The sequence below is a fragment of the Halobacillus yeomjeoni genome, assembly GCF_020171525.1.
In the GTDB taxonomy this organism is placed as follows: Bacteria; Bacillota; Bacilli; order Bacillales; family Halobacillaceae; genus Halobacillus; species Halobacillus yeomjeoni.
Genome location: NZ_JAIVAI010000001.1, coordinates 1,177,002 through 1,191,800 on the forward strand (window position 1 = coordinate 1,177,002; position 14,799 = coordinate 1,191,800).

The following is a 14,799-nucleotide window of genomic DNA, read 5'->3' on the forward strand; positions in this document are numbered from 1 at the left end:
CGAATGACGGCTTTTTTTCTGTTCATTCAAAATACATAGTTACAAGGCATTTGTGAGGTTACAATGCTTTCCTCGGAAAGAAAGAGCCATTTCCTACGTCCCCGATACATTTACCGTAAGTAAGTAAAGGCAAGAACATATCTTGGTATTTCCTTACCCTTTTGGAAGAAAAAGTATTCATTTACTTCCCTCCAAAATAGAAAATCAACGAGGTATATCAAATCCCCCCTATCTCTTTTCAGCTATGACCTTTATAATGGGTAAGGATGAATTTCAATAAAGAAAAGGTGTTTAATATATGAGTTTATTGACAGTCAATCACTTGAGCCACGGTTTCGGAGACCGGGCGATTTTTGATGATGTTTCTTTTCGTTTATTACAAGGGGAACATATAGGATTGATCGGCGCGAACGGCGAAGGGAAATCCACTTTCATGAATATCATTACAGGTACGCTTGAGCCGGATGCCGGCAGTATCACGTGGTCCAAACATGCCCGTGTCGGATATTTGGATCAGCATACAAGCCTTTCACAAGGTATGTCGATTCGAGATGTCCTCCGTACGGCCTATCAATATTTATTTGATATGGAAAGTGAAATGAATGGACTTTTCGCAAAAATGGGTGAAGTGGAACCGGACGAACTGGAGCATTTACTTGAAGAAACAGGCCGCATTCAAGATACACTGACAAATAATGATTTTTATACGATTGATGCCAAAGTTGAAGAAGTCGCAAATGGGCTTGGCCTTGATGAATTGGGTTTGAACAAGGATGTCCATGATTTAAGTGGTGGTCAAAGAACAAAAGTGCTGCTTGCCAAATTATTATTAGAAAAGCCGGATATTCTCCTGCTTGACGAACCGACCAACTACTTGGATGTGGAACATATCGAATGGCTGAAAAACTACCTATTGGAGTATGATCATGCCTTCATTCTTGTTTCCCATGATATACCGTTCTTGAACAGTGTCGTCAATCTGATTTATCATATGGAAAACCAGAAGCTGACCCGCTACCCTGGGGATTATGATGAATTCTTACGTGTTTATGATATGAAGAAAAAGCAGATGGAAGCAGCTTATAAAAAGCAGCAGAAAGAAATTGCCAACCTCAAAGACTTCGTTGCCCGGAACAAAGCGAACGCGGCAACAAGTAAAATGGCGATGTCCCGTCAAAAAAAGCTCGATAAGATGGATGTCATCGAATTGGATGCAGAAAAACCGAAACCTGAGTTTGACTTCCAGCAGGCACGTACTCCTGGGAAGTATCTATTTGAAACGAAGGACTTGGTGATCGGTTATGATGAACCCCTCTCCCGCCCATTGGATTTATCAATGGAACGCGGTCAGAAAATCGCCCTATCCGGTGCTAACGGCATCGGAAAGACGACTTTACTGAAAAGTATTCTTGGAGAAATCCAACCGGTATCCGGTTCTGTTGAATTAGGAGAGCACCTTCATATCGGATATTTCGAGCAGGAATTGAAAGAAGAAAGTTCCAACACCTGCATTGATGAAATTTGGGAGGAATTCCGTCATTTCAGCCAGCGTGAAGTCCGCGCCTCACTAGCTAAGTGTGGATTGACGAAGAAACACATTGAAAGCAAAGTGCAGGTATTGAGCGGTGGAGAAAAAGCGAAGGTACGCTTATGTAAATTAATCAACAAAGAGACGAACCTTCTCGTTCTCGATGAGCCGACCAACCACCTGGACCGCGACGCTAAAGCGGAACTGAAGCGCGCATTGAATGAATATAAAGGAAGTGTCTTACTCATTTCACACGAACCAGACTTTTATAAAGATATCGTCACCGACGTTTGGAATTGTGAAGATTGGACGACAAAAGTTTTTTAACGATCAAAGACTGCCTACTCTCTGAAGTAAGGCAGTCTTTTGTTTATTATCATTACTTAACATCAAACCAAACTGGTGTGGAATCACGCGGATCCCCATTATAATTGACAGTGATTTCTTCACCGGCCTGAATATCCTTATAGGCATAGAAATCCACCGTAGAAGCCCTCAAGTTGTTTTTAAAATAAGCATTAGGAGAGTAAGAATGATTGAATAACGAGCCGTACCCTAAGGCAACAGCCACATCATTGAAACTTCTACCCCAATTAAAAAAGTAATTGGAGAGAACCGTTTTAGTGATGAATCTTCTCTCCCGGGAAGGTACCACTATAACTGGAGACTGCTCAATCAAATCCCCTTTTTTTATTTTTCTGGTCGTGAATACGCCTCTTCCATATCGATTGGTTTCTTTGATGATCAGCCCCACTCGTCTTCCCCTCTCCTCTAACAAGGTCCTTTTCCTTGTTTTACAATATTCATCAATGCTTCATTTGTGAGAAGATGATGATTACAGGAGATTTACTTTAGATATCCATCAGTCTGAGCCTCCATGCTCTTATATCCCCTATAAAACAGCGGAAATTAACAAAGGTGTAACCCACACGACAGATACCTTTCATTTGGATGACAATTCGATAACATTCCTTTCCTACCGTCTCGTCCTTGATAAAATGAAATCGGACTTAGGACGAGGGAGTGGTTGGAATGATGAAATACGGCATATTTTTATCCATTACTATCTTATTGGTCGTCGGTTGTTTACCTTCTGAAAAAAACATTGAAATTTTGAGCGCAAAAAAAGATTCCTATGAAGTTTATTTGTACACAAAGTCAGAACCATCCAAGAAAGCTCAGAATTATATATCCGCTTTATTAGATTGGAAAACAGCTACTAAAGACCAACTTCAAATGGACTTCCAGCAAACCAAAGTCAGTTTGGACAACATACATTTGAAAGAAGAACAGCTTCCTGCTTTGATTATTAAAAAAGAAGGTAAAATGATATCGCAGATAACAGGAGAGCAACCGAGCCGTGATATCTTCTCAACGATTGACCGCTCCATCACAATGGCTTCCAAATAAAGAGACGAGCTTAGTCTGCTAAGCTCGTCTTCTGTGTTTCATCCTCTTTATTACCGACCTACATAATTTCAACAACAGACTTTAATAGAGCCTATAAAAAAAAGAGCAACAGGACAAACCTGTTGCTCTTACTTTTATCATTATTTAATGTGAATCGGCATGCCTAGAGCTACTTCAGCAGCTTCCATCGTGATCTCACCTAGAGTCGGGTGAGCGTGGATCGTCAATGCCAAGTCTTCAGCTGTCATACCAGCTTCGATAGCCAAGCCAAGCTCAGCAATCATGTCACTAGCATTTGGTCCAGCGATTTGAGCACCGATCACTAATCCATCCTCTTTACGAGTGATAAGTTTCAAGAAACCATCAGTATCGTTAAGAGATAGAGCACGTCCGTTTGCTCCGAATGGGAATTTAGATGCTTTCACATCGTATCCCGCTTCCTTCGCTTCATCTTCAGTGTAACCGACAGAAGCTAGTTCTGGATCAGAGAATACTACCGCAGGAATTCCTAGATAGTCAATCTCAGATTTTTCACCAGCAATCGCTTCTGCTGCGATTTTACCTTCATAAGAAGCTTTGTGAGCAAGTGGTGGTCCTTCGACGATATCACCGATTGCATAGATGTTACTAATGCTTGTACGGCACTGCTTGTCGATTTCAATCAAACCTTTGTCAGTCATGTTCAGACCAAGGTCTTCAAGGCCGATTTCATCTGTGTTAGGGCGGCGGCCAACGGTTACAAGAACGTAGTCCGCTTCTACAGATTTCTCTTCGCCTTTGACTTCGTATTTAACAGTAACGCCGTCTTCTGTTTCTTCAACGCCTTGAGCCATAGCGTTTGTAACGACATCCACGCCATTTTTCTTCAGACGCTTCTTGACGATAGAAGACATTTGCTTCTCGAAGCCACCAAGAATTTCTTTTGTACCTTCAAGAATCGTTACTTCCGTATCAAAGTTTGCATAAGCGCTACCAAGCTCAGTACCGATATAACCGCCGCCGATGACAACGAGTTTCTTCGGAACTTCTTCAAGAGCAAGCGCACCTGTAGAGTCGATGACACGCTTGGAGTATTTGAAGTTTGGAAGTTCAATCGGACGAGAACCTGTAGCAATGATGCAATCGTTGAACGTATATGTTTGAGAGTTTTTCTCATCCATGATACGGACTGTGTTTTTGTCTACGAAATAAACTTCACCTTTAACGATGTCGACTTTGTTTCCTTTAAGAAGACCTTCTACACCGCCGGTAAGTTTATTGACAACACCGCTCTTCCACTCTTGTACTTTGGAAAAGTCAACGGTCGTATTTTCAGACTTGATGCCCATGTCGTCTGCACCTTTAGCATGTTCATAGCGGTGACCAGCTTGGATCAACGCTTTAGAAGGTACACATCCAACGTTCAAGCAGACTCCACCGAGGTTGCCTTTATCAACGATGGTTACCTTCTTGCCCATTTGGGCAGCACGGATGGCGGCAACATAACCGCCAGGACCCGCACCTACGACTAACGTATCAAGTTCAATTGGGAAATCTCCTACTACCATACTTTACGCCTCCATCATAATTAGTTGTGGATCGTTCAGTAAACGCTTGATGTTATTCATTGCATGCTGAGCAGTTGCACCGTCGATGATACGGTGGTCGAAGCTCAAGGAAATAGCAAGTACTGGAGCTACTACTACTTCGCCGTCACGTACGACAGGCTTCTCTGCGATACGGCCGATACCCAGGATCGCAACTTCCGGATGGTTGATTACCGGAGTGAACCACTGACCACCAGCAGAGCCGATGTTTGTAATTGTAGTAGAACCACCTTGCATTTCTTCTGTTGCAAGTTTACCGTCACGAGCTTTCACAGCTAGTTCATTGATTTCGCTTGAGATAGAGAATACGGACTTACGGTCAGCATCTTTAACGACTGGAACCAATAGACCTTTATCTGTATCTGCAGCGATACCAATATTATAGTAGTGTTTCTGAATAATTTCATCCGTATTGTCATCAACAGATGTATTCAATACCGGATATTTCTTCAGAGTAGAGACAAGAGCTTTTACAACGTATGGAAGGTAAGTCAGCTTGATATCTTGTTCAGCAGCAACCGCTTTGAACTTCTTACGGTGTGCAACAAGTTCAGATACGTCAACTTCATCCATCAATGTTACGTGAGGAGCCGTATGCTTGGAGTTAACCATAGCTTTAGAGATCGCTTTACGGATTCCGCTCATCTTCTCACGAGTTTCTGGATACGCTTCTCCAGCTGCTGGAGCTGCTTGCTGCTTCGTTTCAGTCGCTTCTTCTTTCGCTTCATCAACAGAAGAATCTGCAGCCGCTTCTGGTTGACCACCATTCATGAAGCTTTCAACGTCTTCTTTAAGAACACGGCCATTTTTACCTGAGCCTTGAACTTTACGGATGTCCACATCGTTATCACGAGCGAACTTACGTACAGAAGGCATAGCGATAACGCGTGCATCTTCATCTACGTCACTGTCATCTGCTTTAGCAGCAGGCTGTTCAGACTTTTCTTCTTTTTTCTCTTCTTTAGGTTCTTCCTTAGGCTCTTCCTTCGCTTCTTCAGCTTCAGATCCGCCAGTGTCTTCAGAACCGTCATCAATCGTGATGATGACTGTACCTACAGTTGTAACTTCACCTTCGTCGACATGGATTTCTTGAACCGTTCCGTCTACTTGGGAAGGAATCTCTACAACAGCTTTGTCGTTTTGTACTTCACAAAGCACGTCATCTTCTTTTACTTCATCGCCTTTTTTGACGAACCATTTTGCGATTTCACCTTCGTGGATACCTTCACCGATATCAGGCAGTTTAAATTCAAACGCCACGGGTATAACCTCCTATATTTAGAGATGATTAAAAGTTCATTACTTCGTTAACTTTTTCAACGATCGTGTTATGGTTTGGCAGCCATACAGATTCAGCTTGAGTGAATGCGTATACTGTGTCAGGAGCTGCTACGCGTAGTACTGGAGCTTCCAGGTGCAGGATAGCGCGCTCTTGAATTTCAGAAACAACGTTTGCAGCGATTCCAGCTTGCTTCTGAGCTTCCTGAATCATAACCGCACGATTTGTTTTCTTAACGGATTCAATGATTGTTTCGTAATCTACAGGGCTTACTGTACGAAGGTCGATAACCTCTGCACTTACACCATTTTCTTCAAGCTCTTCTGCAGCTTTCAATGCAGAGTGAACCATAGCACCGTAAGCGATCAACGTAACATCCGTACCTTCACGCTTAACTGCTGCTTTATCTAGATCTACTGTATATTCTTCTTCCGGCACTTCTTCACGGAATGAACGGTAAAGTTTCATGTGCTCAAGGAAGATGACAGGATCGTTATTACGGATGGAAGAGATCAAAAGACCTTTCGCATCGTAAGGGTTGGATGGAATAACTACGCGCAGACCAGGCTGTTGAGCCATTAGGCCTTCCAAGCTGTCCGCGTGAAGTTCAGGTGTATGCACCCCGCCGCCAAAAGGAGAACGAATAGTAATCGGCATTTGACGAGTGCCACCAGAACGGTAACGGTAACGAGCCATTTGACCGCTGATTGCGTCCATAGTTTCGTAAACGAAACCGAAGAACTGGATCTCAGGTACAGGACGGAAGCCTGTTAGGGCAAGACCGATAGACATACCACCGATTCCGGATTCAGCTAGTGGTGTATCGAAAACGCGATCTTCGCCGAATTCTTTTTGAAGACCTTCGGTAGCACGGAATACACCGCCGTTTTGACCAACGTCTTCACCGAAAATCAGCACGTTTTCGTCATTTTTTAGTTCTGTGCGCATCGCGTCTGTGATGGCTTGAATCATTGTCATTTGTGCCATGATTTACTTCGACTCCTTTTCTTTGTATTCTTCCAACTGCTCTTGGAGGTTAGATGGAAGTTCATCATGCATGATACCGATAAGGTCAGTGACTGACTGCTTCGGTACATTGTCTGCTTCTTTGATCGCAGCTTTGATGTCTTCTTTCGCTTTTTCGATCAATTCGTTCTCTTCCTCTTCAGACCAAAGCCCTTTAGCTTCTAGGAATTTACGGAAACGAACGATTGGGTCTTTCTTCTCCCATTCGTTGTCTTCTTCTTCTGTACGGTAACGTGTCGGGTCGTCACCAGCCATTGTGTGTGGACCGTAACGGTATGTCAGAGTCTCGATCAATGTAGGACCTTCACCGCTGACTGCACGCTCACGTGCTTCTTTCGTCGCTGCATAAACAGCTAGTACGTCCATTCCATCTACCTGGATGCCTTCGATACCAGCAGCAACCGCTTTTTGAGCGATTGTTTGAGCTGCAGACTGCTTTTCAACTGGTACGGAGATTGCGAAACGGTTGTTCTGCACAACAAAAATCGCCTGCGCACCGAATGCACCTGCAAAGTTGATACCTTCGTAGAAGTCACCTTGAGAAGCACCGCCATCACCAGTGTAAGTGATTGCTACTGCATTCTCGCCGCGTTTCTTATAACCAAGACCAACACCGGCAGTTTGAGTGATCTGTGCACCAATGATGATTTGAGGACTTACTGCATTCACGCCTTCTGGCATTTGGTTCCCTTTGAAGTGTCCACGGGAGAATAAGAATGCCTGGTAAAGTGGAAGACCGTGCCAGATCAACTGAGGTACATCACGGTATCCCGGAAGGATAAAGTCTGCTTTCTCAAGTGCAAATTGGCTTCCCAGCTGAGAAGCTTCCTGTCCCGCTGTAGGAGCATAGAATCCTAGACGTCCTTGGCGGTTCAGCGCGATTGAACGTTGGTCCAAAATACGCGTAAAGACCATGCGTCGCATAATTTCTTTTAAATCTTCATCTGACAAATCAGGCATTGCGTCTTCATTGACGATTTCGCCTTCTTCGTTCATGATTTGAAACGTTTCGAACTGATTTTCAATGTTCTCAAGAGTTCGTTTCAAAATGAGTCACCTCTTCCTTTCCTATTTTAAAATTGGATGCTGTGAGTAGCTTTCCCAAATATGAAAAAAAACTGTACCTTTTTGCTCTTTACGTTTTACCCTGTACACGACTTGAATAATCATGTGTGTATCCTTGGTGAAACTGTTACAATCATTAAACAAGTTTTAATGGTACAATACAGATTCAATATGTAGTTTAGCTCAATTCGCCATCATTCGTCAATTAGTTGAACTAATATAATGTTTACCTATAAGCGAACCACATAAAGAATTGTAAAAAACAGGTGGTATTTGTCATTCAGGAAACAACTACTGTACCAATAAAATTTAAGACCTGTATCAATCATAAGTTTTTTTTCTTTTGGATGCAAATAAAAAAACCGCCACAGGGCGGTTTTTTAAATTCTTTTATTCATTGGAATCAGAAGATTTTTCATCATCTTTATTTGATTGATCTTCTGACTTTTCATCTTTTGATTCTGTTTCCTGTTTTTCAGCTGGTTCCTCGTAGGTGACTTCAATATCTAATGCCTGGTAGAATTCTTTTTTCAACTGATTATACTCTTCGGTATATTGGTTGAACTCTTCATTCGCTTCAAGCACCTGATTATAGCTTTCATTAATTGCTTCGATTTGCTTCTGAAGTTCTTCTTCTGTCAGATCTTCTTTTTGAAGCATTTGATACAACTCAGAGTCAAGCTTTAACGCTTCTTCATAAGAAGCATAAAGTTTTTGGTATGCATCGTACCTTTTCTGCATCGTTTCATATAATTGTTCCGCTTTTTCTTTCGCCTCTTGATTTTCTTCTTTTATGTCATCAATCAACGGCTTGATTTGATCGAATTCTTCTTTAGCTGATTCGATACTCTCTTTTTCAAGCTTCAGCTTTTCCTGCCTTTGCTCAACAATTCCAGCGGCTTCTTTAGAGAGTTCCTTGATTTTGTCGAATTCATTCATACTTAAGTCAATAATTTGGTTATAAAGTTCTTGTTCCTTATTTTCCAACTGTACTAAAGGCTTCTGTTGCTCACGAAAAGTCTCTTCCAGCGTAACAGCTTTCTCTAAATGGTCATAAATTTCTTCTTGAGCTGACGAGCCTGTACATGCAGTCAGAAAAAGGACTACTGCAGTCAGCACACCCATAAGCATACGTTGATGCACTAAGATTTCCCCCTTGTCGTTGCTACAAATCCATATTGTAATCTGGTCATATGTACAATAGTATAATAAATGAAATTAAATTGGAAGTGGGGATTTCTCAAATGTTTCCAAGAGTTGAAATCCTTTGAAGCGAATGTATAAGCCCCTTTCCTCTAAATACATGCTGTGATAATGTTCAACACAGAAAGGATGTTTTTCAATGATTACAATGGATGATATCGTACGCGAAGGGCACCCCGCCTTAAGAAAAGAAACTGACGAAGTCGCTCTCCCTCCTTCTGAAGAAGATAAAAATACATTGGAGGAAATGCTTCAATATTTAAAAAACAGCCAGGATGAACAAATCGCAGAAAAGTATGGATTGCGACCTGGTGTGGGTCTGGCCGCGCCCCAAATCAACGTGAATAAGAGAATGCTTGCTGTTCACTTCGTAGATATGAAGGATAAACTATACAGCTACGGCCTATTCAACCCGAGAATTGTCAGCCATTCTGTGGAGCGCACGTATCTATCCACCGGTGAAGGCTGTCTATCCGTGGATCGTGAAGTCCCAGGATATGTTCCGCGTTACCGTCGAATTACCGTAAAGGGAACGGACCTTGAAGGAAATGAGGTCAAGCTGCGTCTCCGCGATTTTGCTGCGATCGTATTCCAGCACGAAATCGATCATTTACATGGTGTCATGTTCTACGACCATATCGATGAAGAAGAACCATTCAAAGAGCCGGAAAACGCAACACCGGCAGACCGATAAAAAAAGAAGCCGGCAGACCGCTGGCTTCTTTTTTTGGTCGATTTTCAAATCGCTAATAATACCCATTAAGCTTAAAAGTTCAGTTTTTTAACAGACCAACGTCATAGATCGCCTTAACAAGACCATCCTGATTCACATCTTCTGTCACATGGTCACTCACATCTTTGGTTTGAGGAACCGCGTTCCCCATTGCGACACCAGTGCCCGCTTCTCTGATCATCTCGACATCATTCAATCCATCTCCAAAAGCGTAAGAATCATCAATATGAAGACCTGCTGCTTCAATCAGTTTTTTGATCCCTTCCGCTTTTGACCCGCCACGGGGAAGGACATCGCAGGAGTATTGATGCCAGCGAATATAGTCAAAGTCCGTGTGGCGATGTCTGTAATCATCAATTTCTCCACCTTCACAAAAGATCAGGGATTGATATATTTCTCTTTCTTTATAGAAAGACTCATCTACCGGAGGATGGTCTATATAAAGTGAACCTAAGCTATCCTTTATAAACGGGTGGTCCGATTCAGAAGCCATCATCTTCTCGTGGTTCATGAATACCATCGGGTGGTTATTTTCCTTTGCATTTTTATGAAGCTCTTCAAGTTGCGGGGAAGATAAAGGGTTGGTATATATCTCCTCCCCTTCAAAAACGACATACTGGCCGTTGAAACTTACGAAGGAATCGATTCCAAGCTCTTCCCGGAGTTCTTTATACATGAACGGGGCTCTTCCTGTAGCAATGGCACAATAGACTCCGGCTTCTTTTAAATCCTGGATTGCCTGCTTCGTTTGTTCAGGCAGTTTCTTTTGGTGGTTTAACAACGTTCCATCTATATCAAAGAATGCGATTTTCTTAGTCATCTTCTTTCCTCTCACTTTCTTTTTGGATTGATTCCAAAACAGAATCATAATTTATAGCGGTATTTGGCTATACTGTAGCACGAGAGCATAGGTTTGAGAAGAAAAACACACGATAAATATAAATTCTGCGATGTAAAATGTTTCATTATTAAAGAAACCGTATTATACTAGAGGTAACAGGGATTGGGCGGTTTAACGTTTTTGGCGCTTTTCTTCATCGATGAAAGGAGATGGGTCCATATGATGAAGCGTCTTCGAAGAAAGCTTAGAAAACGTTGGAAAAAATTTATGGAACGAAAGAAATACGCGTAGATCATGAATCTTTGACTTGTTCAACCACCATTATCATTACCATAGCAGCAACAAACGTGCTATCATTAGTAACAGGACAAGAATGTGGAAATTATATCTAGTTAGGAGCGATAGAGTAATGGTTTTTAAAGTTTTATATCAGGAACTAGCGAAAGAAGTTCCTGTCCGTGAACGTACCCAAGCCATGTACGTGGAAGCGGAAACAGAGAGAAAAGTACGTGAAAAATTGGCTAATAAAGGATTTAATATCGAATATATCCAGGTGCTTGATGAGGATCACTTGGCATATGAGCAGCAATCCGAAGATTTCAAAGTGGAGAATGTATAACCGATGAAATTCGTTAAAAACGACCAAACAGCCGTTTTCGCCCTTGGCGGACTTGGCGAAATTGGAAAAAACACATACGGCGTGCAATTCCAGGACGAAATCATCCTCATTGATGCGGGTATCAAGTTCCCAGAAGACGAGTTATTAGGAATTGACTACGTCATCCCGGACTATACCTACCTGGTTCAAAACCAAGATAAAATCAAAGGGTTGTTCATCACCCACGGTCACGAAGACCATATCGGTGGTATCCCTTACCTGTTACGTGAAATCAACATCCCGGTTTATGCCGGGAAGCTGGCTGCAGGCCTGCTCCGGAATAAACTGGACGAGCACGGTTTGTTACGGAATACGAAATTGCATACGATCCAAGAAGACGATGTAATCAAGTTCCGTAAAACGTCTGTCTCCTTCTTCAGAACGACTCACAGTATACCTGATTCCTTTGGTGTCGTTGTAAAGACACCACCAGGTAACATCGTTCATACCGGAGACTTCAAGTTTGATTTCACACCTGTTGGAGAACCCGCCGACCTTGCCAAAATGGCTGAGATCGGAAAAGAAGGTGTTCTCGCCCTGTTATCAGATAGTACAAACAGTGAAGTCCCTGGCTTTACCAAGTCAGAGCGCGTGGTTGGACAAAGCATTCATGACATTTTCTCGCGTGTCGATGGTCGATTGATCTTTGCGACATTTGCATCAAACATCCACCGTTTACAACAAGTGGTGGAAGCAGCAGTGAAATACGGAAGAAAAGTCGCCGTCTTCGGCCGAAGCATGGAAGCTTCCATCAGTATCGGTCAAGAACTTGGCTATATCCGTGCACCGAAAGATACGTTTATCGATGCACAGCAGATCAACCGTCTTCCTGCGAATGAAGTCACGATTCTTTGTACAGGATCACAAGGTGAGCCAATGGCTGCTCTTTCCAGAATTGCTAACGGAACTCACCGTCAAATTCAAATCCAGCCCGGCGATACTGTCGTGTTCTCTTCTTCCCCAATCCCTGGAAACACGATCAGCGTCAGCCGTACCATCAATAAATTGTACCGTGCCGGAGCCGATGTCATTCACGGCCCATTGAACGATATCCATACTTCAGGTCACGGAAGTCAAGAAGAAATGAAACTGATGCTTCGCTTGATGCAGCCTAGATTCTTCATGCCGATTCACGGGGAATATCGTATGCTGAAAGAGCATGCCAACTTGAGTCACGATTGTGGCCTGGCCCCTGAGGATTGCTTCGTCATGGATAACGGAGATGTTCTTGCATTAGGTAAAGATGAAGCGATGGTGGCAGGGAAAATCCCTTCAGGATCTGTCTATGTAGATGGAAGCGGAATCGGTGATATCGGTAATATCGTATTGCGCGACCGCCGTATCCTGTCTGAAGAAGGGCTTGTCATTGTAGTAGTGAGCATCAACATGAAGGAATTCAAGATCGCTTCTGGTCCAGATATCATTTCCCGCGGATTCGTTTACATGAGAGAATCTGAAGACTTGATCAAAGAAGCACAAAAATTAGTCAGTTCCCACGTAGAAAAAGTGATGGAACGCCGAACGACTCAATGGTCAGAGATCAAGAACGAAATCACTGACACGATTGCTCCATTCTTATTCGAGAAGACGAAACGTCGTCCGATGATCCTGCCGATCATCATGGAGGTATAATCAAACCAAAAAACCCCGCTCCTCTGAGCGGGGTTTTTTTATGGCTTCATGTCAATCGTTTCAATGCTTTTTTCATATCCGGCAAGTCCAGACCACCGGTTTCAAAGAAGTTCTTAACGATATACTTCGAATAATTGACGGCAGATTGATAGTCGATATGACCCGGCAATGGTGCCTGGTCTTCAATCACTACGTCGATCAGTACCGGTTTATTGGATACGAAAGCCTGCTCCATCTTCGGCCCTAATTCTTCGAAACTTTCAATGCGATAACCTTCTCCTCCACATGCCTCTGCGAATTTAGCGAAATCGACCTCTCCCAAATCCGTTGCATAATTGAGATGTCCCATTTGTTCTTGTTCATATTTGATCATACCGATTTTACTGTTGTTCAACACGACCATTTTTATCGGAAGATCATATTTGACGGCTGTGACGAAATCATGCATGACCATGGAAAATCCCCCGTCACCTGCAACACCGATCACTTGTTTATCCGGATATGCTTTCTGCGCAGCCAAGGCGCCTGGAAGTCCACTCCCCATCGTTGCGAGCCAGCCGGAAATCAAATAGGATTGATCCACTAAAGATAGGAACCGGGATGTCCATACCGTAACGTTTCCTACATCAGCTGACACGACTGCCCCAGGTTTCATATGCTTTTCCAATGCGTACATCACTTGAGGAGCATGAAGAGGATTACTTTCCAGGCGTTTTTCTTCCTGAATAGCGATATGCCAGTCCTTCATTTTTTCCTGATAATTTGTCAAATAAGACCTTGAATCAACGGGAATCACTGCTTCATTAAGTAATTCCAGCGTTTCTTTTGCATCTCCCGCAAGACCTGTGGTAATCGGATAATGTTTCCCTAAGTTTTCCGGTTTATTATCAATTTGAATGGCATTAACTTCGTCTGGTAAAAAATCACGGTAAGGGAACTGAGTTCCGACCATGATGAGCAGGTCTGTTTCTTTCATGGCATGATAAGCGGGTTTGGTTCCGATCTGGCCATGCTGACCTAAACAGTAAGGATGATGATCAGGAATGATTCCTTTAGCCAGCAGGCTGAGTATAATCGGTGCCTTGATCGTTTCAGCGAATTGCAGCAGTTCTTCCTTGGCGTGCTTTGCACCTTTCCCGGCAAGGATCAACGGTTTCTCCGCCTGTTCGATCAACTGTCTTGCTTCTTTGAGTCGATCACCTTTCGGGGTCATCTCTGGTACATAATAACCGCTGCTTGTCCGCCTTACATCTCCTTTTTGTTTTTCAGCAAAAAGGTCGTCAGGTACGATCAACACTGAAACCCCACGATGAGTATATGCCTCGCGAATGGCCTGGTCCATCAAATCAGGGAGCTGAGCTTCTGTCTCAGCACGCTGGTTGAAGACCGCTACATCATCAAACATCCGCTCCAAATTAATTTCCTGAAAAGCTCCTGTGCCGACTTCTTCACTATGCACTTGACCTACAAGGGCAAGTACCGGAGCCTTATCTGCTTTCGCGTCATACAGACCGTTCATCAAATGAATCGCTCCCGGACCTGCGATGGACAAGCAGACTCCGATCTGCCCCGTCAATTTGGCGTGAGCCGCTGCCGCAAGTGCTCCGGTTTCTTCGTGGCGCACTTGGATGAATTCCAACTCATCTTTCCTTTTTCTTATATCATCAATGAACTCATTGATTGAATCCCCGGGCATGCCGTAAATTTGACCTACCCCCTGATCAATCAATTGCTGAGCCAATACTTCTCCTGTTCGTTTGTTAAACATACTCTCACCCTTTCCAAAAACCATAAGTAAAATCGTCTATAACTTTCTTTATATCCGATGTGCATGTAAA

The 14,799-nt window shown here is 43.1% G+C and carries 13 protein-coding genes; 5 read left to right on the forward strand and 8 right to left on the reverse strand.

The features are described from left to right. Nucleotides 1–298: 298 nt before the first annotated feature. Nucleotides 299–1,855 (forward strand): ABC-F family ATP-binding cassette domain-containing protein, encoded by a 1,557-nt coding sequence (locus LCL89_RS06130; protein ID WP_197315622.1) that lies wholly within the window; start codon nucleotides 299–301, stop codon nucleotides 1,853–1,855. A 52-nt stretch (nucleotides 1,856–1,907) separates the two neighbouring features. Here the strand turns inward: LCL89_RS06130 and LCL89_RS06135 are convergent, their stop codons facing one another. Further along, on the reverse strand, nucleotides 1,908–2,282 hold the full coding sequence (locus LCL89_RS06135) for an SET domain-containing protein (protein WP_224808762.1): 375 nt from the start codon (nucleotides 2,280–2,282) through the stop codon (nucleotides 1,908–1,910). A gap of 278 nt (nucleotides 2,283–2,560) precedes the next feature. On the opposite strand from LCL89_RS06135, the gene LCL89_RS06140 reads away from it, so the two are divergent. Next, nucleotides 2,561–2,938: a hypothetical protein gene (locus LCL89_RS06140; RefSeq protein WP_224808764.1), complete on the forward strand. Its 378-nt coding sequence runs from the start codon at nucleotides 2,561–2,563 to the stop codon at nucleotides 2,936–2,938. Nucleotides 2,939–3,078: 140 nt separating this feature from the next. On the opposite strand, the gene lpdA is transcribed toward LCL89_RS06140, so the two are convergent. The 5 genes from lpdA to LCL89_RS06165 all read right to left on the reverse strand — a co-directional run bounded on the left by lpdA (nucleotide 3,079) and on the right by LCL89_RS06165 (nucleotide 9,037). After that, entirely contained in the window at nucleotides 3,079–4,485 is a 1,407-nt protein-coding gene (lpdA, locus tag LCL89_RS06145; protein WP_224808766.1) for a dihydrolipoyl dehydrogenase, read from the reverse strand. Nucleotides 4,486–4,488: 3 nt separating this feature from the next. Then, nucleotides 4,489–5,784 (reverse strand): dihydrolipoamide acetyltransferase family protein, encoded by a 1,296-nt coding sequence (locus LCL89_RS06150; RefSeq protein ID WP_224808768.1) that lies wholly within the window; start codon nucleotides 5,782–5,784, stop codon nucleotides 4,489–4,491. A 28-nt stretch (nucleotides 5,785–5,812) separates the two neighbouring features. Continuing rightward, on the reverse strand, nucleotides 5,813–6,790 hold the full coding sequence (locus LCL89_RS06155) for an alpha-ketoacid dehydrogenase subunit beta (protein WP_224808770.1): 978 nt from the start codon (nucleotides 6,788–6,790) through the stop codon (nucleotides 5,813–5,815). Between the two features lie 3 nt (nucleotides 6,791–6,793). Beyond that, nucleotides 6,794–7,876, reverse strand: coding sequence for a pyruvate dehydrogenase (acetyl-transferring) E1 component subunit alpha (pdhA, locus tag LCL89_RS06160; protein WP_277923840.1), 1,083 nt, complete (start codon nucleotides 7,874–7,876; stop codon nucleotides 6,794–6,796). A 408-nt stretch (nucleotides 7,877–8,284) separates the two neighbouring features. Then, nucleotides 8,285–9,037, reverse strand: coding sequence for a YkyA family protein (locus LCL89_RS06165; protein ID WP_224808772.1), 753 nt, complete (start codon nucleotides 9,035–9,037; stop codon nucleotides 8,285–8,287). Between the two features lie 199 nt (nucleotides 9,038–9,236). Here LCL89_RS06165 and def point away from each other — a divergent pair, with 199 nt between their 5' ends. Beyond that, nucleotides 9,237–9,791: a peptide deformylase gene (gene def / locus LCL89_RS06170; RefSeq protein WP_224808774.1), complete on the forward strand. Its 555-nt coding sequence runs from the start codon at nucleotides 9,237–9,239 to the stop codon at nucleotides 9,789–9,791. 79 nt (nucleotides 9,792–9,870) lie between these two features. On the opposite strand, the gene LCL89_RS06175 is transcribed toward def, so the two are convergent. Next, entirely contained in the window at nucleotides 9,871–10,650 is a 780-nt protein-coding gene (locus LCL89_RS06175) for a Cof-type HAD-IIB family hydrolase (protein WP_224808777.1), read from the reverse strand. 430 nt (nucleotides 10,651–11,080) lie between these two features. Here LCL89_RS06175 and LCL89_RS06180 point away from each other — a divergent pair, with 430 nt between their 5' ends. Beyond that, nucleotides 11,081–11,290, forward strand: coding sequence for a DNA-dependent RNA polymerase subunit epsilon (locus LCL89_RS06180; RefSeq protein WP_197315615.1), 210 nt, complete (start codon nucleotides 11,081–11,083; stop codon nucleotides 11,288–11,290). Nucleotides 11,291–11,293: 3 nt separating this feature from the next. Continuing rightward, entirely contained in the window at nucleotides 11,294–12,961 is a 1,668-nt protein-coding gene (gene rnjA / locus LCL89_RS06185; protein ID WP_197315614.1) for a ribonuclease J1, read from the forward strand. A gap of 46 nt (nucleotides 12,962–13,007) precedes the next feature. Here the strand turns inward: rnjA and LCL89_RS06190 are convergent, their stop codons facing one another. Beyond that, nucleotides 13,008–14,729 (reverse strand): pyruvate oxidase, encoded by a 1,722-nt coding sequence (locus LCL89_RS06190; RefSeq protein ID WP_224808779.1) that lies wholly within the window; start codon nucleotides 14,727–14,729, stop codon nucleotides 13,008–13,010. Nucleotides 14,730–14,799: the final 70 nt, after the last annotated feature.